Source organism: Neptuniibacter caesariensis (assembly GCF_000153345.1).
Taxonomy (GTDB): domain Bacteria; phylum Pseudomonadota; class Gammaproteobacteria; order Pseudomonadales; family Balneatricaceae; genus Neptuniibacter; species Neptuniibacter caesariensis.
Genome location: NZ_CH724125.1, coordinates 939669 through 961118, shown reverse-complemented (window position 1 = coordinate 961118; position 21450 = coordinate 939669). Strand labels below are relative to the sequence as shown.

Genomic DNA, 21450 nt, shown 5'->3' with positions numbered 1-21450 from the left:
TATCTTTGTAATCTAGTCCTCCGCGCCGACTAAAACCATTGAGTAGATCAATAAAATGGGTTGTAGATAAAAGAAAAACGGTTAAGAGCGGTTGGGGGCGGCTGAAACCAGGAAAAAGCAGGACGCCACTTCGTGGCTAGAGATCGCTTTACTTTCAGGACGCAGCTTCGCTGCTAGAGGACGGCTTCGCCTAGAGGAAAGTTCTAGACGCTAGTTACTAGAACCTAGTAACCAGGAACCCTTGCCTTTTCCATTAATCGATTACATATTAGGCACTTAAGGAATTCTCTGTGCAGATATATAAGCACAGTCAGTCATCAGAACGCGCATGCTCGTTTTTATCGGAGGAAAATGGCAGTGCTGTCTAAAAGCTATTTAGATTCAAATTGCTACAGCTATACCTATTTATCCTCTTGGCAGAAGAACGCGCACGCTTGTTATTAAAATTTTAAAGGTCAAAGGGAACTATGAGTAATATTTTAGAGATTGACCTCAATAAAAAACTAGAGATAAAAATTAATAATGAGAAGCCGGTTGCACTTAAGGACCTTTCATTATCCCTTTTATCGTTTAATCATCAATTTCACAAATTTGTTGAGTCTGAGACAGACAAAGAAACTGATATAGGCTCCGAGCTTCTTATCAAAGAAGTTCGGAAAGGCTCCATTGTGGTTGAATTGGTTTCTCAAGCAGCACCTGTTGTTCCATTATTGTGGGAGGGAGGTACACTAAATCAATGGGCCAAGCTGGTTCAAGATATGTGCCTTTGGCTATTGGGCCAAGCCGAAAACCCGCCAAAAGATGTTTCTAAGAAAGACCTTCAAGAATGGAATCAATTTGTGGAGCCGGTTGCTAAGGACCATGGTTCACAAATGAATATCAATGTCTCCGATGGTGGCACTGTAATAAATAATTTCACAATAAATTCAACAGAAGCCAATGCTATTCAGAATGAAATAGCTCGAAAAGTTGAAGCCTTAGATACTCCAGAAGATCACATTCATCGTCGTAAGGTAATGTACTGGTATCAAGCTAAGTTTGATCCGCATTCAGACACCGGAAATAGAGCAATTATTGATGACCTTTCAAGAAGTAGTTTAAAGGTGATATTTGAAAATAATGCGGTAAAAGATGGCATGCTTCATCCTCAGGAAAGGTTTAACAAACCTTGGCATGAACTAGCATATGTCGTTGATGTAGAAGTTGAAACTGTACGAGGAGTTCCAAAAATGTACAAGGTTTTGCAGTATTACCCAGAATATACTTTCGATCCTGAGGAAGATTGACTTTTAACAAGAACAGGTAGTTGACGCGCTATGCGCAAAACAACTGTAAGCACTACATTTCTCATCTATAAAGGAGTGAACTTGGAAGTCTATAACGTTAAATCCGAGGAAGAAGATGCAAAATACCTTCTTTCTTACATCAATGATGTATTAATTCCATCATCTAAAGAATTCTTCAGCTTACTGGATGACAATAATGTGTTACTCCATCATGCGTTTTCATTTAATGCCATCTTAGCTCACGCTATTGACTACATGGTTTTTATTGCTAAGAAAGTAAGCGATGTTAAGAGAAAGGATTTTATATCAAATTTTGATCAAAGATATGGAGTCGATGGCTGTGCTCACATCAACAATAAATTTAGATTGTTAGATGCAATTAACAACTCATTCAAGCATGTTGAGTTAGAACAAAAAAGATACTCTGACCTAATTGAAATGTATGGGGACCTAACCTTCCACAGTTTGGCACCAATTGAAGGTAAAATATTTTTCAAATCATCATCATATAAGTTTGATTATTCTCGCGTGGTAATGAGGCCGATAGCTGTAATTTTTAATTGCGGATTAAAAACAATAGACGATGTAGATGATTTTATAAACGGTAGGATTTGCGGGAGTACTGGGTACGGATATTTTGATTACGATTATGAACCACACGACGCTATTGATAGGATGATTGATGCGTGCAATCCAGAATGTATGGATTGTGGTGAAAGTGGTGATGATTGTGATTGCCCAAATTTCATATACGGCAATGATCGAGGTGATTTTTCCTCTAATATCGATCCAAGTTTCGAATTTGGTGACGTTATGTCAGATATCAGCGGCACGCGTGAATGGAGTAAGTGAAGCTGCATGTAGAACACCTATTAACTTCACATCTGAGTATATCGTTTCCGGACATCAACCTTGAACCTCAATACTTCGAAGGTGAAACCCCGTAAGCTTGCCGGAAGGCGCGGTTAAAGTGGCTTTGGTCGTAGAAGCCTACGGCCTGGGAGACTTCGGAGAGAGTCTGTTTAGTGCGGCGCAGAAGTGCGCAGGCGTGTTCGAGGCGGAAGCGGGTTAGCCAGGCGTGCGGGGTAACCCCGACGGTTTTCTCAAAGCGGCGAAGGAACTGGTAACGGCTTAGATCGCAGAGTTCGGCCAGTTCATCCAAAACGATCTTATTATCCAACGATTCACGGCAGTATTCCCGTACCTGTTGCCACTGTTTCTCTGAGAGATAGCCCTTGCCCCCTTCGGGTGTCACCACACAGAGATCGGTGAGGAGTGGTGCCAATAACTTTAACCAGTGCTCTTCGGTTGCCATAGAAGAGAGTTGGTTTTGTTCCTGTAATGAAAGGAACAGGTTGAGTAGCGCTGCTGCACAGCGTGGGTCTTCCAGCATCGCGCCAGCAAAAAACAGCTCGCCCTTATCAGCGAAAATATCCGCGAAGTAATGCTCCAGAATCTCTTGCGAGATACGGAAGGTTTTCATTTTGTAGGGTGAATCACCGTAGCTGATCCCATCGTGGATCTCGCCCGGCGGCATGATCGATACCCGACCGGGCCCTAAAAGCACCGATCTGCCCTGAAACTTCTGTTTTTGCACCCCTTCAACCACCAGCCCGATGTGGTAATCCAAGTGGTAGTGGGGCTCAAACTGAAAATCAGAATAAACACCTTCACTTAAAACCAGATCGGGCGTGTCGGCTACACGGTGGTACTGCACATCATCTGCCATGTTAACGCCTCCTCTGGTTTTAAAGTTAATCGTGATTGTTACGGTTTACTGACTATGCAGTTTAGCGATTGCCTGCAGGAAGTCATCTACTTCCTCTTCACGAGCCATAAAGGAGGTGACAAAACGGCACACACCTTTACCCCAGCGATTGGCGTAAAAGCTAAACCCCTGAGAGTGCAATGCTTCGATGGTTCGCTCGGGCAAACGGCAAAATAGAATATTTGTCTCTACCTCGGTGAGCAGTTCGATCTGCGGGAATCGGTCCAGCCCATCGGCCAACTTCTTTGCCATCGCATTGGCATGGCCCGCATTATGAAGCCAAAGATCATCTTTCAGGTAAGCGTTCATCTGCGCAGCCATAAAACGCATTTTGGAGAACAACTGCCCCGCTCGCTTGCGGCGAAACTCCAACTCTTCAACTAAGGACAGATCAAAGACGATGATCGCTTCAGCGGCCATTACGCCATTTTTAGTGGCGCCAAATGAGAGCAGATCCACCCCGGCTTTCCAGGTCATCTCTGCTGGGGTGCAGCCCAGACTGACCAGCGCATTAGCAAAACGGGCGCCGTCCATATGCAGTTTTAATTCCTGAGCTTTGGCAATCCGGCCAATCGCACTGATCTCTTCCAGACTATATAAGCTGCCTGACTCGGTTGCCTGGGTAATACTCACCACTGAAGGCTGCACCGAATGCACATCGCCCTTCTTCAGCCCTGCCTTCTCTTGCAGGTGTTCAGCACTGATCTTACTGTTCTCACCCGCTACATTAACCAGCTTTGCGCCATTAGTGTAAAACTCCGGCGCGCCACACTCATCATTATTTATATGGCTCTCTTCATGACACAGCACTGAACCCCAGGGCGGTGTTGCCGCTGCCAGACAGAGCGCATTAGCAGCTGTGCCAGTGGGCACCAATAACACTTTAAGATCACACTCAAATAGTTCCTTGAAGCGTTCTTCACAGGCCGCAGTCAGTTCATCACTTCCATAGGGTTGTGCGATGGATTGATTCGCCTGAATCATCGCTTCCATCACTTCCTGCGAAGCGGAAGCAATATTGTCACTGGTAAAACTGGCTTTGTAATTGTTGTTCTGCATCTATCTATCACTCTCTCCGATCAGGCTCACACTATATCCCCGGACTTTGATCGGCGTATTGTAAAAAATTGCATTTTTCATCGGCTCACGAAAAACCTGTCAGCAGATAAGTCTTAGCCAATCGCTTATTGTTCGATCAGGCACTGATAAATTTTATTTATCAGATAAAGAAGAAATAAATCATTAGACAAGCTATACAGCAGTATTAGATGATTCAGTAATCATATTTTCTTATAAGAGAGCCGCTAATTAGCCCGCTAACTTGTAGGAACACTTATAAAAACAGAAAGCGACTACCCTTAAGAAGAGCCTGGTCCCCAATGATCAGCTGCGAGCACCACATTCACTTAAGCAACGCCATCTGAGCAGTAGTCGGTTTAACAAGGGCAAGAATATGACATCCGAACTATCCCCGTTTGAGATTCGTCAGCAGATCCGCGCTGGCAACTTTACTGGTAATACATCCGGTCTGGCACAAGGTTTTGTTCAGGGTAACCTGGCGATCATGCCTAAAGAGTGGGCCAATGACTTCCTTTTATTTTGCCAGCAGAACCCTAAGCCCTGCCCTATTGTTGGTATGTCCACCGCACCGGGTGATTTTCTGCTCAACGATCTGGGTGAAGATATCGATATCCGCCGTGATGTCCCACGCTACCGTATCTACCGTGATGGGGTTCTGACCGAAGAGGTTCAGGATGTCTCTGAAGTATGGCGCGATGATCTGGTGACCTTTGTTCTGGGTTGCTCTTTCTCCTTTGAAGAAGCGCTGATCGCCGATGGTCTTGAAGTGCGAAACATCACAGAAGGTGTGAATGTACCTATGTATCGCACCAACATCGCCTGCAAACCTGCAGGTCGCTTCCACGGCAATACCGTTGTAAGCATGCGCCCGATGAAAGCGGCAGATGCGATTCGTGCGGTACAGATCTGCACCCGTTTCCCATCCGTTCACGGCGCCCCACTGCACCTGGGTGATCCGGCCGAGATCGGTATCAGCGATATCAACAAACCTGACTTCGGTGACGCTGTCACCATCAAAGAGGGCGAGCTACCGGTATTCTGGGCCTGTGGTGTTACCCCGCAGGCTGCTATCGAGCAGGCAAAACCTGAGTTCTGTATTACCCACAGCCCAGGCCACATGTTGATTACTGACCTGCCAAACAGCCGTTTGGCTGTACTTTAAGGAGTAGATCATGAGCTTAAAACTGAATTGTGATCTGGGCGAAAGCTTTGGCTCCTGGAAGATGGGGCTGGATGAAGCGGTGATGCCGCATATCGATCAGGCTAATATCGCTTGTGGTTTCCACGCTGGCGATCCGCTGGTACTGCAGAAAACCCTGAGCCTGGCGAAAACGAATAATGTCACTATCGGTGCACACCCGGGTTACCCGGATCTGGTTGGCTTTGGGCGCCGTACCATGAAAGTCAGCGATGCCGAACTTAAAGCAATGGTTCAGTATCAGATTGCGGCGATCGATGGCATGGCGGCAACTCAGGGCCTGACCCTGACTTACGTTAAACCACACGGCGCTATGTACAACGACATGATGGCGAATGCGCAGAACCGCAAAGTGATTATGCAAGCCATCGCCGAATACCACCGCCCGCTCGTGCTGATGCTACAGAGCACGCCACAGGCTGAACAGCATCTGGCTGAAGCTAAAGAAGCCGGCATCGAGTTGTGGTTCGAAATCTTTGCCGATCGTTGCTATGACGACGATGGCAAACTGCTGGCACGCAGCAAACCGGGTGCAGTACACAGCAAAGAGAAGATGCTGGCTCAGGTTAAACAGCTGAAAGAATCCGGCACTGTGACGACCGTTAGCGGCCATACACTTAACCTTCGCTCCGACACTTTGTGTGTTCATGGCGATAACATGGAAGGTGTTAACGCGATCCAGGAGATCCGGGAGCTAATCAGCTAATGCGTATTGAAGTGGCGGGCGAAAACGCCCTGATTATCTACTTTGGCGAGCAGACTGATCCCCGCGTTTCGGCACAGGTGCAGCAGGCCGTTACCATTCTGGATACAGAGCTGAACGACTGCTTGATCGATATGGTCCCCTCCTATGCATCATTGCTGGTGATCTTCGACATGCTCGCTTGTGACCATCTGCATATTCGCAGCAAGATCCGTGAGTTGCTTAGCCAACTGGATCAGGCCAATGCGACCGAAGGCAAGCTGGTAGAACTACCCGCATACTACAGCACCGAATCTGGCCCTGACCTTGAAGATCTGGCAAAACGCGCGGAGCTCTCGGTTGAGGAAGTGATTAAGCTGCATAGCGAAACTGAATACCGTGTTTACGCCATCGGCTTTGCCCCAGGCTTTGCTTATCTGGGTGAAGTTGACCCGCGTATTGCAGCACCACGTCTATCAACACCACGCCAGAAAGTACCCCGTGGTGCAGTGGCAATTGCTGACCGGCAGACCGCAGTCTATCCGGCCGTTTCTCCGGGCGGCTGGAACCTGATCGGCCTGTGCCCTACTCGTATGTTTGATCCGGCTGCTGAACCGACAATGCCGGTACAGGTAGGTGATCGCATTCGTTTCACCCCGATCGATCGTGCCGAATTCCTATCACTGGGGGGCGAATTATGAGCGGCTTTAAAGTCATTCAACCCGGTATTCTGACCCTGATTCAGGATGCAGGCCGTTTTGGCCACCACCGTATCGGGCTGACCACCGGCGGTCCGCTGGATGCTGACGCCTTTAACTGGGCTAACCGCCTGGTCGATAACCCGCTGAACACGACCGCACTGGAGATCAGTGTGGGTGGATTAGTGCTAGAAGCCGAAGTGAATACCTGCCTGGTACTGACGGGTGCCGAGATGCCACTGAAAATTAACGGCATTGAGCAGGACCGCTGGCACGCCCATCAGGTTAAAGAAGGTGACCGAATCGAAGTCGGCTTTACCACACAAGGGGCACGTGCCTACCTGGCAGTAAGCGGCGGATTCCAGATCGAGCATAGTTTTTCCAGCGCAGCGACAGTAACCCGTGAATCACTGGGTGGCTTGTCAGGTGAAAAGCTGCAGCAAGGCGATCACCTGAGCTGTGCCGAGATTGATGGCCGTAAGGCCTTCCGTTTGGCTGAACATCATCGACCGGTCTATCAGGATCAGATCAGCCTGCGTGTGATTACCGGTTATCAGCAACACACATTTAGCGATGTGGCTAAACGCGTGTTCTTCAGCAGTGAATATGAAGTCACGGATCGCGCTGACCGCATGGGCTACCGCCTTTCCGGTCCGGAAGTAAAGTCCTCAATCGACGGCATTCTTTCAGAAGGTATCTGTCACGGAGCCATCCAGATTCCAGCCGACGGTCAGCCAATCGTTTTGCTTAACGACCGCCAAACCATTGGGGGTTATCCAAAGATAGGTTCAATGATCTCGATGGATACCGCACGCATGGCACAGCTGATGCCCGGCGCCAAAGTTTCTTTTGAAGAGATCAGCATTGATGATGCCCACAACCTGCACTGTCTGGCGCACGTCAAATTCAACAACACCGACCCTGAAGCGGTGTAAATAAAAAATACGATAATAAGTTGGCTGCACTGACAGCCAACCAGTGGAAACAAATATGTCAAACGCAATCAATGAAGCGAACCTAAGCAAACAGATAGAAGACTTGCTGGTCGCAAAAAACCTACGCGGTATGAAAACCGTACAGCCAGCACTAGCGCCTGGTTATTACCAGCGCGCGGCGCGCATCCTTAACAAATGTAAGGGCCATGTGCTGATCGGAACCGGTTTTCCGGTAGTCGATACTTTCGAAACCGATGGGCCTGTAGGCGCTATTGCGCTGTACAACGCACTGGAAGCACTGGGTGCAACGCCGATCATCGTCTGTGGTCCTCCGGTATCACAGGCACTGATGGACGAATACCGAGTGCATGAGATCCGCGTTGGCGAACACCAGGAGCGAACGCTGGAAGCGTTCCAGGCGCTGTACCAGTACAACCCGGATGCAGTGCTATCTATCGAGCGTCCAGGTCAGGCTGCTGATGGTGGTTATTACAATATGCGCGGTGAAAGCATCAGTGAACGTACTGCCTGCTTCGATACCTTCGTCCTGAACGCAAAATGCCCAACGATTGGCATCGGTGACGGCGGCAACGAGATCGGTATGGGCAATATTCAGGATGCACTGAAAGATCTGGATATTATGGCGTCAGCCACTCAGGTAGATGAACTGCTGATCGCTGATGTATCCAACTGGGGTGCTTACGGCATTATCGCTTTCCTCAGCCTGTGGAATGACAAAGACCTGTTGGCCGATATCAAGCCGCTGGAGATTCTCGAATATCTCTCCAAGCTAGGCAGTGTCGATGGGGTTACGCGGATTAACGAGTTAACCGAAGACGGTCTGCCGGTTGACGAAGGTAATCAGATCATTGCCGAGTTACGTAAACTAACCGGCTTTGCGTAAACAGGAATAAGCCAGACTTTGTCTGGCTTTTTTTCACAACGGACGTATACAGCTTGACCGACCTTCTAAGCCCATTAGCTTTAGGTCATACTCAGATTAGCAGACCTTCATAGAGAACAGATGGAAAGTTAGAAGCTTATGCGCCTGAGAAATTTACAAACTTTTGTTGCGGTTGCTCGCCTGGGCAGTTTTCATGCAGCAGCCCAACAACAACATACCACCCAACCTGGCGTGTCTGCGCGAATCAACGCCCTTGAAGAAGAACTCGGCGTCCAGCTTTTTATCCGTGATAAAAGTGGTACCCGCCTCTCCCCTAAAGGGGTTCAGCTCCTTCCCTATGCAGAGAAGATGCTCGCAATCGGTCAGGAGATGAAAGAACAACTCAGCGAAGAACAGCAACAAAAAGGCAATATCCGCATCGGTATCGCCGATACGCTGGCACATCTCTGGTTGACCCGCCTGCTGGAACACTGGCAGCAACAGCACCCTCTACTGTCATTCGAGCTGAATACGGATGTCTCTCAACGCCTTATCCAGCAGCTTTCTGATCATCAGCTGGATCTGGCCCTGATCGTCGACCAACCGCTTTCCGATACAGCGCTGGTCTCCGAGCCTCTGTGTAGTTACCCACAAAAATGGGTTGCTGCCCCCGATCTGATCACTGGTGATTCGGTTAAAGATATCGAAGACTTGGCTCGCTACCCAATTCTGAGCTTCCCAAGGGATACCCGCCCATGGGAGTTTCTCCAAAGCCTGTTTATCAACCGGATTGAGATGCCTCGCTTTCATACCTGCGGCTCGGTTAAAGGATTACTGGAACTGACACAGCAAGGCCTGGGTATTGCTTTGTTAACTGCACCACTGGTCGATAAGCAGATAGCATCCGGCGAACTGGTTGAGCTGGATATTTCACCAAACCCGCCAGGGCTCAATTTTAGTTTTAGCTGGCGTCTGGATGACAACAGAATCCTGCCAAAACTATTAGCGGACAGTGGTCGAGGCACAATCAGCCAGGATCATACGGACTAAAACCAGATGATATTACGGAAAAATAACGCATAATCAGAAGATAAGCCTATATTATTAAAATAATTAGGGATTTATCGTTAAATTTCTTTTGCTATTGAAAGCTTTTCACTTTTTATAGAGACTTCCGGTAGCAAAATTTCCTGCATTTCATGGAAAAACCATGACATCTCCCTGAAATTTAAGCAGGCCCTAAATAAGTCTGAACTTGAATTAGACTGATAAGAGACCACAGCTATGTGTAAACAGTAAAATAACTGTGCGCTGGCAAAAATGGTTTCAGAACAAGAGTGGAAGGTAAGAATTTATGAGCATTTCATTTCTGAATGGCGACTACATGCCACTGGAAGAAGCACGCATCTCTCCTCTGGACCGCGGCTTCCTGTTTGGCGACGGCATCTACGAAGTTATCCCTTATTACAAAGGCAAATCTGTAGGCCTGATGCCGCACATCGAACGCATGATCAACGGCCTGGCTGCCATCGAGATTAAGTGCACTAAAACCGCTGATGAGTGGAAAGAGCTGCTGGATGATCTGGTAGCACGCAACGAATCCATGGGCGACAACCTGGGTGTATACGTTCACGTATCTCGTGGTGCTGATGTTAAGCGCTACCACCCGTACCCAGAAGGTGTTGAGCCAACGGTGTTCTGTTTCTGCTTCAACATCAAAGATCCTGAGCCGGTTGATCGCACTAAAGTCACTCAGTACAGCCTGGTTTCTACTGAAGACCTGCGCTGGCAGCGCTGCCACATCAAATCGACTGCGCTTCTGGGTAACGTTATCCACTTCCAGGAAGGTTACTCTAGCGGTGCTGATGAAGCGCTTCTATACAATGCTAACGGCGAACTGACTGAAGGTAGTTCTTGTAATGCCTTCATCGTCAAAGATGGCATTATCGCTACACCAATTCAGGACAACCAGATTCTGCCAGGTATCACACGCCGCATTATTCTGGACAGTCTGAAAGCAGACGGTTCCCTGCAGGTTGAAGAACGTACCATCACTATGGATGAAGTTCGCGATGCAGACGAGATCTGGATCACAAGCTCTTCAAAAGAGATTGCACCCGTGACTAAGCTGGATGGCAAACCTGTCGGCGACGGTTCTGTAGGCGAGATCTGGGAAAAAGCTTTCGCTATCTATACTGCATCAAAATACGATTTTTGATCGGCCAAATTAGCAAAAAAACGCAGCCAACGGCTGCGTTTTTTATTTCACTTTAATCTACTGATCATTATCCGGTAGCGCTGCGCTCTGCCCACATAAGTATTTACAGACAATTCGCTCCAACTCCCCCTCCTCTTCCAACCGACTAATACTGTTGTTCATCGGCTCAAGGAGTTTTGACTTGCTAACGTGCAGTCGGAAAACCACCGGGTTACTGTTGTAAGGTAGCGAGATCTGATAATTAAGATTACCCGCACGCTGGTAGTGCAGTGCTGGCGCCTCATTCATAAGGCCCAACTCATTCCAGCCACGGTGAACCCTCTGCGCAATCTGCCATTGATTGGTGAAATCTTCACGCAGGATCTTTTCCGGAACAGAGGAACCTCGCACCGTTGCTACACGTTGCCCCTCAAGGTCTTTAAGAATAAACACAGGGAAAGACAGTTCAGGACGGTAGATGAACACCTCATTCACGACCCCGAATGGGCGCGTATAGAGAGAGAAATCTTCTAACAGGGCAGATATTTCCGCTTTGGGGTTTACCCCTGCCTCCAGATCAATCTCACCTGCAACAAAGTGGCGCTGCAAACGCGCCTGAGACAGGGGAATAATCTCCAGTTCAACATTAAGCTCCTCGGCTATCGAGCGCAGAGTATCAACATAGATTCCGGTGTAATCACCCGCATCAGTCTGCCAGAAGAAAGGCACCTTTCCCGGTTGCGGCATACCCACCCTAAGCTTAACTGCATCAGCAAAAGCACTAGGGGCTAGTAAGGCACTCAAGCATAAAACGCTGAGCAATTTGGCACATGAGGACACTTTATTCATACGTAGTATGTTAATCTATACCGAAAGAAAACAAACCCAATTTTATTCCCAGCATGCCATTGTAATGACCAACACCCACTCAACCATAACTGTATCCGCTAAACTGCTTGAACCCTTTATGCAGTTGGCCCGTCACTACCCTCAAACCGATGGCAGCGATATCAGTTTGCAGTTACTACAACTGGCAAAAATTACTGAAGCTGAGTTTAACAAACCTGGTGCGCGCTTTCCCGAAGATAAATTCCCTCTGATACTTCAGAAGCTGCAAAGCATCACAAGTAATCCTCTTGTAGCGCTTAGCCTGGGTGAGGCGACTCAACCACAGATGCTCGGATCACTGGGCTTTCTGATGTCCACTGCACCTAATCTGGAACTTGCTTACCAGATACTAACGGACTACCTGCCACTGATTCACGAAGGGGCGGTACTGCAACTGGAAAAGAGCGTAGACGGGATCGAGTTAACATTTGAATTACACGATAACCATCCGGGTATCGTTAGCTTCTTCCTCTCCTGCTTAATCAACTGGCCACGTCATCTGACCGGACAACAAGTAGCTGCGAAGCATGTCTACCTGAATTGCCCTGAACCCGCGGATAAACGTCTTTATCAACAGCACTTCGCCGCAGAAGTAAGTTTCGATCAACCCAGAAACCAACTACTGATTAACAGCGAATACCTTAATCTGAGTTGCGTTGATGCCAATGCCGAAATGCACCAACTGCATCGGGAGTTTGCTGACTCGCTGATGAGCAAAATCGGGGTGCAGAATGCCCTGACAGCAAGAACGCGAAACCTGATTCGTCAGCACCTGAGTGGCAATAACGGGCTTATCCGCCGTGAACAGGTCGCATCAGAGCTGGGGCTAAGCTTAAGGACGCTGCAACGGAAACTAGGTAATCTGGGCAGTAGTTTTCAGGATATTTATGATGAAACCCGTAAAGAGATCTGCCTTCAGCTAATCCAGCGGGGCGAGCATAGTTTCGGTGAAATCTCCTATCAGTTGGGTTTCTCTAATCAGTCCGCCTTTCAGAAAGCTTTTAAGCGCTGGATGAACACCACGCCAAGTGAGTACCGATCGCGAATAAAGCCTGAGCAGGTTGAGATAGCCTCAGCGAAACCTGAAACCACGACCACCAGTTGGCTTAACCAATCAGACTTCACCGAATTGCTGATCCAGAAGACCGACCACCTCAGTCAATTCAGCTGCCAGCTTCTGGAATGGGCATCACTGTGCGGCGATGACTTCAGCCTTGAAGAGATCTCCACCCTTACCGGTGACCCTATCGCCCGGCTGGCTATTTATCTGTGGCCATCAGAGCAAAGCGGGCTGATCATCTGCACCGATGACCCGGGAGACAGAACCCACTTTAGGTTTGCTGACGTCAGAATTCGTCAGCATTTCCTGGAGCGTCAAAACGAGACACAGCTTATCCAACGCCATGGCGATCTCGCCAGAGCCATGCTCGGTCAAACCAACCTATCGCAACAGACCGCTAAGCTGTTCACTCATATCGAAAAGGCACGCTCGCTCTTTTCTGCAAAAGAGTGCGAAGCGATTCTTAAAATCGCCCTGCAAACCTCTGAAGACCTAGCCGCTGCGGGCGATTTCCGAAAAGCCAGTTATTATCAGAGCCAGGCCCTGGCACTTATTTCCGTAGAAAGTACGGCTGAATATGAAAAACAGTACTGGCGTTTAGCTGAACTACTGTTTTTATCAGGGGAAGCCAAATCGGCTCAGGAGATGATCGACCAGAGCGACTGTCACTCCCAGGCCAAGCCATTACTACAGGCAAGAATCTATCAGCACCAAGGAAGCGCTGACCGAGCGCTTGAGCATCTACTAAAACAGCCGGTTAACAGGCTTCTGCCCAAAGATGAATCTGCGCAATTGCTGTTCCTGGTTGAACAAACCGAGCACCATCGCGCCCGCCTTGAAAATATCGATGCAGAGTTTCAAAACCTTGCAGAAAGTAGTCAGCAGGAGCATTACCAGCAGTTTCTTGAACAGATTGCGCTACTTGCCAGAGAGCAAAAACACCCCTTGCTTGCTGCCTGTGCTATCTGCCTGATGGTCAAAGACACCTTTGAGTATGGTCGAACTTCACACAGCGCTTTTGCTTTTGCCAGTTTCGCCTGGGTGGCCGGTTGGTTCTGCGCTGATATTAAACTCGCCAGAAAAGCTGCGGATGCTAGCAGGCTAGTACTTAATGCACAGCAGGGGCAGATCCCACTGAGCAGCCCCCTCGCGCAGAATCAGGACCCATCACTGATACTCAGCAGCCAGGTAGAGCACTGGCTAGTGCCGCTTAATAAAGTGCAGCGTAACCTCTCTGAGCTTGAGCACTCTTGCCGTCTGAAGCATCACTGGCTTGAACTGATTGATGTACTCACTTTGAGCTTCCAGATGAGCATCTATCGCCCGGGCAGCCTTAACCTGGAGCAGCTTGAGGAAGCACTGGAAGACTCTCTGGAACCGATCCGCCACCCTGATCTTGAACATAAGAAAAACCAAGTCAGAGAGGAAATTTTATCGGCTCTGAATCAGCTAAGGGGACGACCTGGCCGCGAAAGAGATTCTGCATCGGTATATGGCCTTTCCGCCTGCTCCCAGATCGTTAATGCCCTTGTGTTGAATGAACAATCCTCCTGGGCAAAGTTACTGCTCAAAGTTGACCAGCTTGAGCAAAGCTTGCCGGGTTATTTCAGCCATACGGAAGCACTGTTTGCGACAACACTGATGCGGGCTATTCTTGCCCAGAAACAGCAAGGATTTAGCCGTAAAGGGCAGATTGAGTTTACCCGTCAGCATTCGCGTATTGAAATCTGGGCTGAGCAGATGCCAGAAAACTTCGCAACGCAAAATCTGCTGATCAAAGCGGAAAAAGCGCGGCTCTCTGACGAAGATCCAACGCCCTTCTACGAAGCGGTTTTATCTGAGTGTCAGATTTCTGAAGCGGGTTATATCACCCCACTTTGCTATCAACGTTATGCTGACTATCTGATCACACAACAACAAAACCACCTCGGCAGATTTTGTTTGGCCGAAGCCTGCAGACTTTATCAGCAATGGGGTGCGACAAAAGCAGCTAAAATAGTAGAACAACAACTGAGTTTGCTGGCAAAATAGAACCTTCTGACAGTCCTGAATTAGTGGCCACTCTATGACCCCCTGGAAAGTATTAATCGTCGATGATGAAGAGGGTATTCACGGTATTACCCGCATGATTTTCCGTGGCTACGAATTCGAACAACGACCTATCGAGCTGATCAGTGCAACCAGCAGTGATGAGGCGAAAAAGATACTCAGGGAACAACCTGATATCGCCCTTGCCCTACTTGATGTCGTGATGGAACAGGACAACACCGGCTTACTGCTTGTCGAGCATATTCGTAAAGAGCTGGATAATCAGGATATACGCATTATTCTGCGTACCGGCCACCCGGGCTATGCACCTGAGGCCCAGGTGATCGTCACTTATGATATCAACGATTATCTCAGCAAAGCGGAACTCTCGGCTTCCCGTCTGTTAACCTCAGTTATTGTCGCGCTTCGCTCTTATCGTGATATTCGCTCAGCTCGCATAGCGCCCGCTCAAGAAGAGATCAGCGATCCTCAGGAAAACAACGATCTGCTACCGACAACCGTCGGTCATCTTCATTCACTTCTGGCTCCACTGCTTAAAAGCAGTACTCGCCTAGAACAGATGGACCTGAATCCGGTTGCCAAGGATCTATGTACCAATCTTAAAGCGCAGCTTGATCGGCTGAATACCAACCTGTTACTGCTACAGGGAACCCAGCAGGCGACCGAGACAACGGTTATCTCAACATCGGCACTGATGGACGATGTGCTAAGGGTATTCCTGCCGCAAACACGCCAGGAAGGCTGGCTGATCGACTACCAGATACAATCCCCTCTGGAACAGGTCAGCACTGACCACCTGTTATTTCGAGCCTTACTAATCTGCTCAGTAGAACTGGCGTTGTTACAGGCCCAAGGTCATGATCTGAAGATAGTCCTGCAACCCACAGATGGACAGCAGATCAAACTCACGGTGAGTCAGACAAGCGGCCACGGAAGCTTCAAACAAACGCCATGGGCGCAATATCTGAGCACCTGCCTGGAAAGTCTGTGCCAACAGCTTGGCGGGAGTACTATTGAGGCAGATGACAACCATCTGATAAGTTGCCTTCTACCCCAAGTTTAAACTGAAGGTTTTGCGCGATTAGTTATCTGAAAGCATGTAGATGGTTGCTTCTTCAGACTGGCGCTGTAACCACTGATCAGTTTCTTCTTTGTTGCGGCCAAAAAACACCACACGTGATGCCTGGCTTAGCTCACCACGGCGACCGATCTCATAGCGGTATACCCACCAGCTATGATCACTCACCTGACGAACTTTAAGTGCGAATTGAACGAATTTACTTGTTAGGAGCGTATTTGCGTAAGTCATTTTTAGTTTATTTGGTTAGGGTTAGAAAATGCCGGAGCCGTTCGGCTCCGGCGTCGCTCAATTAATACTTTCCTTTTGCCTGAGCCAGTTCCATCAGACCACGGATTGCCACAGTAAAGATTGCATAATCCTGCTGGTCGCTGTTGCGAATTTCCTGCAACAGGCCATGCCAACGATTTAGCAAAACTTCATTTTCTGACAACCAGCTCGTCATGCGTGCATCCATATCCAGTTCTGCATCCTGATCAGTTCGAAGAACAGAGATAGTGATGGACTGCTGATGACGGGTCAGGTCTTCACGGAAACCGTCACGGGCCATAGTTTCCCAGTGGTTGCTGGTATCCAGCAGTTTGATCTGATGGTCAAACCAGTGCAGGTTCAGACGATCACTCAAACCGAAGTGGATTCGCGCCACCTGATCAGGGGCTGTACCGGTCTGCTCAGATGCCTCAATAACACCCAACAGAGTGTAAAGGCTATCAGACGCAGCAACGATATCAGCCAGGGCAGTAGGCGCCCCCATAGCCACCAATTCGCTGTACTGCTCCTCCCAGCGTTCAAGGTGTTTGCCTTCCAGGAACTGTTGCAACTGACCACTGATCTCACGCACTGCCGGGCGGAATTTCTCAACCGCTGCAGCAGCATTCTGTCGCATGCGCTGCTGGCGCATAAACCAGTAGGTTGCACGACGCATCAGACGGATCATTTCTGCCATCATCAGTTGCTGAATATCAGAAGATACCTGGTTATCCAGCGCCTCGATATCACGCCATCTCTGTGGAATATCGAAAACATCACGGGCGATCACATAAGCAGCAGCAACCTCGGCACACGCGGAACCACCCATCTGCATCAAACGCTCGACAAAGGTGATACCCATGGTATTTACCATGCCATTCGCCACCTGAGTCGCAATGATCTCTTTACGCAGTCGATGCTGATTGATCTGTTCTGCGTACTCTTCGATGAGCCTCTGCGGGAAGGCACTCATCACCTCCTTGCTCAAGTACTCATCGGACGTAATCCAGGAATCAATCAGCGCTTCTTTAAGCTCCATTTTCACATAGGAGATAAGCACAGATAGCTCGGGACGGGTCAGACCCAGACCTTTAGTTTTACGCTCGAACAACTGGTCAGACGGCGGGATAAATTCAAGTCCGCGATCCAGTTTGCCATCCGCTTCCAGACGATCGGTCAGGCGGATATATTCATCCAGAGAACGTATCGCATGGCTATGCGCCAGACTGATCGCCTGCGCCTGCTCATAGTTGTTGTGCAATACCAGTTCAGATACTGCATCGGTCATTTCACGCAACAGCGCATTTCGCTGCTTAACGGTCAGATCACCATTGGCTACAACTTCATTCAGCAGGATCTTGATGTTGACCTCATGGTCGGAACAATCCACACCACCCGCATTGTCGATAAAGTCAGTATTCGACTTACCGCCGTTAGCACAGAACTCCATACGTCCCAGCTGGGTAAAGCCAAGGTTTCCGCCCTCACCCAGTACTCGGCAACGCAGTTCATTACCATTAACGCGTAAGCCATCATTCGCCTTATCACCCACATCCGCATGGGTTTCATGGCTGGCCTTAACATAAGTACCGATACCACCGTTCCAGATCAGATCTACAGGTGCTTTCAGCAACGCATTGATCAGATCATTTGGCGTCAGGCGATCTTCTTCGATTGCAAAACGCGCCTTCATCTCAGGCGAGATATCCAGCCACTTAGCTGAGCGAGAGAAAATGCCACCACCAGCGGAGATCAGTGACTGGTCATAGTCTTCCCAGCTTGAGCGCGGTAGTTCAAACATACGCTTACGTTCAGCATAGCTAGCCGCTGCTTCAGGGTTTGGATCGATAAAGATATGCATATGGTTAAATGCTGCACACAGACGGATATGCTCCGACAACAGCATGCCGTTACCAAATACATCACCGGCCATATCGCCGATGCCGATCACAGTGAACTCTTCACTCTGAGTATCCAGACCAAGTTCACGGAAATGCAGTTTTACTGACTCCCAGGCACCACGTGCGGTTATACCCATACCCTTGTGGTCATAACCTTGTGAACCACCTGAAGCGAATGCATCGCCCAGCCAGAAGCCCCGGCTCTCTGCAATCTCATTGGCAATATCAGAGAAAGTCGCTGTACCTTTGTCTGCCGCGACCACAAAATAAGGGTCGTCTTCATCATGACGAACCACATCAACCGGAGGGACTACCTCGCCCGCTACCAGATTGTCGGTAACATCCAGCAACGCACTGATAAAGATCTTATAGCTGGCAATACCTTCATTCAGCCAGGCATCACGACCTCCTGTTGTTGGCAGCTGTTTGGCAACAAAGCCACCTTTCGCCCCTACAGGCACGATCACCGAGTTCTTAACCTGCTGTGCTTTTACCAGCCCCAGCACTTCCGTACGGTAATCTTCCAAACGGTCAGACCAACGCAGACCACCGCGGGCAACTTTACCGCCACGCAGGTGTACACCCTCTACCCGCGCTGAATAAACAAAGATCTCAAACATCGGACGTGGTTGAGGAATACCACTGATCTGTTTAGGGCTCAGTTTGAATGAGAAGTAATCTTTCAGTTCACCTGCTTCATCACGCTGGAAGAAACTGGTTCGCAGTGTTGCTTTAATCAACTCCAGGAAACGGCGCAGAATCTGGTCTTCGTTGAGGTTATCAACTTTGTCCAGCGCATCAACGATGCTTGATTCGATACGCTCGGCCAGCGCCGCTACTTTTTCACTGTTCTGGCGGCCTGGTTCAAAACGCGCCCGGAACAGTGCAACCAAAAGACGGGTAACCGGAACATGCCCGGAGAGTGCTCCGGCAATGTAAGGCTGAGAAAAACCAAAACGGATCTGCTGGCTGTAACGGGCATAAGCACGCAGCATCGCAACCTCACGCCAGTTCAGGTTCGCCCCAATAACCAGTTGGTTGAACTCATCATTCTCAGCACGGCCACTCCAGATATTGGCAAAGGCTTCCTGGAATACATCCTGAACTTCGTCCAGAACCACAGGCTCAGCGCCCTGATAGATCAGGGTGAAGTCATGAATCCAGAACTGATCACCGTCTGCACGTCGCACCGAATAAGGGTGCTCCCCTACCACGCGCATTCCGAGGTTTTCCAGAACAGGAATCACGTCAGATAACACCAGAGGCTGACCTGCGTTAAACAGCTTAAAGCGCAGTAGTTCAGAGCTCTGCTCTAGTACACGATAGAAGCTCATCGTAATTGGATTCACTTCACTCAGCGCTTCGATACGCTGGATATCATAAACTGAACTTGCCGGGCTGAAATGCTCACGATAAGCACTGGTAAAAGCATATCGATACTGGCGAAGCAGGCGGTTGCCTTTCTCTTCACCACAAACATCATTCAACGCAGCATACAGCTCTTCACTCCAGTCGCGGGATACTTTCACAACTTCCGCTTCCAGTGCTGCCATATCCACCTGCGGTGGATTATGCGGATCGATTCGCAAGACATACTGAACACGAGCAAGGACAGATTCGCTGAAAGTGGTGGTGAACTCTGTACCGGTTGCACCAGTTGCTTTCACAAGTAGATCCTGTACCTGCAGACGTAGCTCGGTATTGAAGATGTCACGCGGTACATAATAAAGGAAAGTAATAAACTGGTTACAACGATCTGCGCGCATAATCAGTCGCGCTTTGCGACGCTCATTGAGGCTGAAAATGCTCATCGCAATTTCATGCAGTTCTTCAGCAGTCGTCAGGAGCATCTCATCACGGGGCAGATCATTCATAATCTGCATTAAGTGCTTACCATTGTGGCTCTGAGGATCAAAGCCTGTGCGTTTCAGTACTTCTTTGGCTTTATCGCGCAGGAAAGGAATCGTGGACAAGGAATCAGTATAAACTGGCGAGGTGTAAAGGCCATGGAAACGGACTTTACCGATGACATTACCCTGCTCATCAAAACGTTTTATCACAACACGGTCGATATAGGCCGGACGGTGTACCAGAGAATAATGAGCATCTTTAGCAAACATCAGCGTTTCAGGTTCCAGCAGGAACTCACGCTCCTCGTCTCTCAAACCTGCTAAGTGTTTAGCATTCTTTTTCTTGTCCAGCTTGAAGATACCTAGCTCGGCACCAGCCACAGGTACAACCTGCTCATCTTCTACTGTTACTTCGTCATAACCGAGGAATGTGAAATGATCATCCAGCATCCAGTTAAGGAATGCGCAGATCGACTCATTGCCTTCCTGCTGCTCCAACTCTGCCAGGATCTCTTTAACCCGGCCACACATCGAATCATAATCATCAACCGCTGCATAAACATGCTTGAGCACATTATTTAACAGGGCCTGGATCGCTTTAAGATCTGCATCATCGCTCGTGCGATCAACTTCCAGATAGATCACCGACTCAGCATTTGCGCCTTCAGTACCTGCACCGACTACCTGCTTAAGCTGGCCTTTATCGCGCTGGGTGTGAAGAATCGCATTATGGATCGTATGGATCACCAATCCTTGCTGGTTTAGCGCCATCCGCACAGAATCCACCAGGAATGGCATATCCTGCTGAATGATCTCAATCACTGTGTGATTGGCACGCCAGCCATGCTGTTCAAGATCAGGGTTGTAGATATGAACCTTAGGTTTACCCGGCTCAATGCTTTGCAGGAACTGCCAACATGAGAGGGTTGCACCATAAAGATTATCTAATGAACGTTCTGCTATCTCTTCAGAGGTCGCAGTACGATAAAAATGCTCGGAAAAGTCGGTCACCTGCGTGGCCATTTCGGCAGACAGACGTTGCTGGAACTGTTCAATCAAAGGTAACAGCAAGGCACTGCTGTCGCAGACTCGGTCAGACATTGTTGTTTTATTTTTAACCTCAGTTTGGTGAAAGACAGCCAGTGAAGTCCAACCACTGGCCTAAGTTATGACTAATTCTTTAACAGCATCACAGTGCATCCTGCTCGCTCTGCAACTCGTGCAGAAACTGAACCCAACAGGAACTCATCAAACTTATTCCTGTGATGTGCACGCATGATGACAAGATCAACAGCATTCTTCTTAATATAGCGATTGATCATCTCCGCTGGAGACCCTTCATAAACCTTGAGTATAGGCTCAAGATCTTCAGGTAGCATCTCTGCAGCCTCTTTATAAAACTGACGGGCAACTTCTTCGACCGCTTTGGTGTGATCCTTCTGGCTAAAGTAAGACGCCACCAGCGCATTCGAAAACCCGGGAACAACAGTAATCATGTGCAGTTCTTCTGCACCATCACGCAGTTCACGTAGCGCATATTTCAATGCTTCACGGGTAAATTCAGGTTCAGCCAGATCTACCGGTACCAATACTTTTTTAAACATAACCATTGCTCCGGTCAGGCCGGCTTACACCGGCACTGACATCT

General features: G+C 48.7%; 17 protein-coding genes. 11 read left to right on the top strand and 6 right to left on the bottom strand.

The annotated features are described in order from the left end of the window. Positions 1-467 precede the first annotated feature (467 nt). Together MED92_RS04535 and MED92_RS04530 are read left to right on the top strand one after the other, a co-directional pair. Positions 468-1286, top strand: coding sequence for a hypothetical protein (locus MED92_RS04535; protein WP_007020321.1), 819 nt, complete (start codon positions 468-470; stop codon positions 1284-1286). A gap of 75 nt (positions 1287-1361) precedes the next feature. Continuing rightward, positions 1362-2138 carry a hypothetical protein gene (locus MED92_RS04530; protein WP_040662124.1) on the top strand — a complete coding sequence of 259 codons (777 nt, stop codon included), beginning with the start codon at positions 1362-1364 and terminating at the stop codon, positions 2136-2138. Between the two features lie 67 nt (positions 2139-2205). Here the strand turns inward: MED92_RS04530 and MED92_RS04525 are convergent, their stop codons facing one another. Beyond that, positions 2206-3015 carry an AraC family transcriptional regulator gene (locus MED92_RS04525; protein WP_007020319.1) on the bottom strand — a complete coding sequence of 270 codons (810 nt, stop codon included), beginning with the start codon at positions 3013-3015 and terminating at the stop codon, positions 2206-2208. A gap of 45 nt (positions 3016-3060) precedes the next feature. Beyond that, positions 3061-4113, bottom strand: a complete 1053-nt coding sequence (locus MED92_RS04520; protein WP_007020318.1) for a threonine aldolase family protein — start codon at positions 4111-4113, stop codon at positions 3061-3063. 394 nt (positions 4114-4507) lie between these two features. On the opposite strand from MED92_RS04520, the gene MED92_RS04515 reads away from it, so the two are divergent. From MED92_RS04515 to MED92_RS04485, 7 genes are all read left to right on the top strand, one after another. Further along, positions 4508-5296 (top strand): putative hydro-lyase, encoded by a 789-nt coding sequence (locus MED92_RS04515; protein WP_007020317.1) that lies wholly within the window; start codon positions 4508-4510, stop codon positions 5294-5296. A gap of 10 nt (positions 5297-5306) precedes the next feature. After that, positions 5307-6038, top strand: coding sequence for a 5-oxoprolinase subunit PxpA (locus MED92_RS04510; protein WP_007020316.1), 732 nt, complete (start codon positions 5307-5309; stop codon positions 6036-6038). Beyond that, positions 6038-6715, top strand: a complete 678-nt coding sequence (pxpB, locus tag MED92_RS04505) for a 5-oxoprolinase subunit PxpB (RefSeq protein WP_007020315.1) — start codon at positions 6038-6040, stop codon at positions 6713-6715. Before MED92_RS04510 ends, pxpB begins: the two co-directional genes overlap by 1 nt. Further along, positions 6712-7647: a 5-oxoprolinase subunit C family protein gene (locus tag MED92_RS04500; RefSeq protein ID WP_007020314.1), complete on the top strand. Its 936-nt coding sequence runs from the start codon at positions 6712-6714 to the stop codon at positions 7645-7647. The genes pxpB and MED92_RS04500 overlap by 4 nt, the downstream gene beginning before the upstream one ends. A 55-nt stretch (positions 7648-7702) precedes the next feature. Further along, positions 7703-8551: a DUF4392 domain-containing protein gene (locus tag MED92_RS04495; RefSeq protein WP_007020313.1), complete on the top strand. Its 849-nt coding sequence runs from the start codon at positions 7703-7705 to the stop codon at positions 8549-8551. A 138-nt stretch (positions 8552-8689) separates the two neighbouring features. Continuing rightward, positions 8690-9580 carry a LysR family transcriptional regulator gene (locus MED92_RS04490; RefSeq protein ID WP_007020312.1) on the top strand — a complete coding sequence of 297 codons (891 nt, stop codon included), beginning with the start codon at positions 8690-8692 and terminating at the stop codon, positions 9578-9580. Between the two features lie 304 nt (positions 9581-9884). Beyond that, the gene (locus tag MED92_RS04485; protein ID WP_007020311.1) at positions 9885-10748 is read left to right on the top strand and encodes an aminotransferase class IV; all 864 of its coding nucleotides are present in this window, start codon (positions 9885-9887) and stop codon (positions 10746-10748) included. A 57-nt stretch (positions 10749-10805) separates the two neighbouring features. Here MED92_RS04485 and MED92_RS04480 read toward each other — a convergent pair whose 3' ends face one another. After that, a complete protein-coding gene (locus MED92_RS04480; protein ID WP_162010852.1) occupies positions 10806-11531 on the bottom strand; it encodes a substrate-binding periplasmic protein in 726 nt (241 codons plus the stop codon). A 109-nt stretch (positions 11532-11640) separates the two neighbouring features. Here MED92_RS04480 and MED92_RS04475 point away from each other — a divergent pair, with 109 nt between their 5' ends. Continuing rightward, a complete protein-coding gene (locus MED92_RS04475; RefSeq protein ID WP_162010851.1) occupies positions 11641-14706 on the top strand; it encodes an AraC family transcriptional regulator ligand-binding domain-containing protein in 3066 nt (1021 codons plus the stop codon). Between the two features lie 34 nt (positions 14707-14740). After that, a complete protein-coding gene (locus MED92_RS18405) occupies positions 14741-15787 on the top strand; it encodes a response regulator (RefSeq protein ID WP_007020308.1) in 1047 nt (348 codons plus the stop codon). Positions 15788-15805: 18 nt separating this feature from the next. Here MED92_RS18405 and MED92_RS04465 read toward each other — a convergent pair whose 3' ends face one another. From MED92_RS04465 to MED92_RS04455, 3 genes are all read right to left on the bottom strand, one after another. After that, entirely contained in the window at positions 15806-16033 is a 228-nt protein-coding gene (locus MED92_RS04465; RefSeq protein WP_007020307.1) for a hypothetical protein, read from the bottom strand. Positions 16034-16094: 61 nt separating this feature from the next. Further along, positions 16095-20903 carry an NAD-glutamate dehydrogenase gene (locus MED92_RS04460; RefSeq protein WP_007020306.1) on the bottom strand — a complete coding sequence of 1603 codons (4809 nt, stop codon included), beginning with the start codon at positions 20901-20903 and terminating at the stop codon, positions 16095-16097. Positions 20904-20974: 71 nt separating this feature from the next. Beyond that, the gene (locus MED92_RS04455) at positions 20975-21406 is read right to left on the bottom strand and encodes a universal stress protein (RefSeq protein ID WP_007020305.1); all 432 of its coding nucleotides are present in this window, start codon (positions 21404-21406) and stop codon (positions 20975-20977) included. Between the last annotated feature and the right edge of the window lie 44 nt (positions 21407-21450).

What these genes read in the sequence shown, in the direction of transcription:
- MED92_RS04535 (WP_007020321.1), top strand. Translation starts at nt 468, where the DNA reads ATGAGTAATATTTTAGAGATTGACCTCAATAAAAAACTAGAGATAAAA.
- MED92_RS04525 (WP_007020319.1), bottom strand. Translation starts at nt 3,015, where the DNA reads ATGGCAGATGATGTGCAGTACCACCGTGTAGCCGACACGCCCGATCTG.
- MED92_RS04520 (WP_007020318.1), bottom strand. Translation starts at nt 4,113, where the DNA reads ATGCAGAACAACAATTACAAAGCCAGTTTTACCAGTGACAATATTGCT.
- MED92_RS04515 (WP_007020317.1), top strand. Translation starts at nt 4,508, where the DNA reads ATGACATCCGAACTATCCCCGTTTGAGATTCGTCAGCAGATCCGCGCT.
- MED92_RS04510 (WP_007020316.1), top strand. Translation starts at nt 5,307, where the DNA reads ATGAGCTTAAAACTGAATTGTGATCTGGGCGAAAGCTTTGGCTCCTGG.
- pxpB (WP_007020315.1), top strand. Translation starts at nt 6,038, where the DNA reads ATGCGTATTGAAGTGGCGGGCGAAAACGCCCTGATTATCTACTTTGGC.
- MED92_RS04500 (WP_007020314.1), top strand. Translation starts at nt 6,712, where the DNA reads ATGAGCGGCTTTAAAGTCATTCAACCCGGTATTCTGACCCTGATTCAG.
- MED92_RS04495 (WP_007020313.1), top strand. Translation starts at nt 7,703, where the DNA reads ATGTCAAACGCAATCAATGAAGCGAACCTAAGCAAACAGATAGAAGAC.
- MED92_RS04490 (WP_007020312.1), top strand. Translation starts at nt 8,690, where the DNA reads ATGCGCCTGAGAAATTTACAAACTTTTGTTGCGGTTGCTCGCCTGGGC.
- MED92_RS04485 (WP_007020311.1), top strand. Translation starts at nt 9,885, where the DNA reads ATGAGCATTTCATTTCTGAATGGCGACTACATGCCACTGGAAGAAGCA.
- MED92_RS04475 (WP_162010851.1), top strand. Translation starts at nt 11,641, where the DNA reads ATGACCAACACCCACTCAACCATAACTGTATCCGCTAAACTGCTTGAA.
- MED92_RS18405 (WP_007020308.1), top strand. Translation starts at nt 14,741, where the DNA reads ATGACCCCCTGGAAAGTATTAATCGTCGATGATGAAGAGGGTATTCAC.
- MED92_RS04465 (WP_007020307.1), bottom strand. Translation starts at nt 16,033, where the DNA reads ATGACTTACGCAAATACGCTCCTAACAAGTAAATTCGTTCAATTCGCA.
- MED92_RS04460 (WP_007020306.1), bottom strand. Translation starts at nt 20,903, where the DNA reads ATGTCTGACCGAGTCTGCGACAGCAGTGCCTTGCTGTTACCTTTGATT.
- MED92_RS04455 (WP_007020305.1), bottom strand. Translation starts at nt 21,406, where the DNA reads ATGTTTAAAAAAGTATTGGTACCGGTAGATCTGGCTGAACCTGAATTT.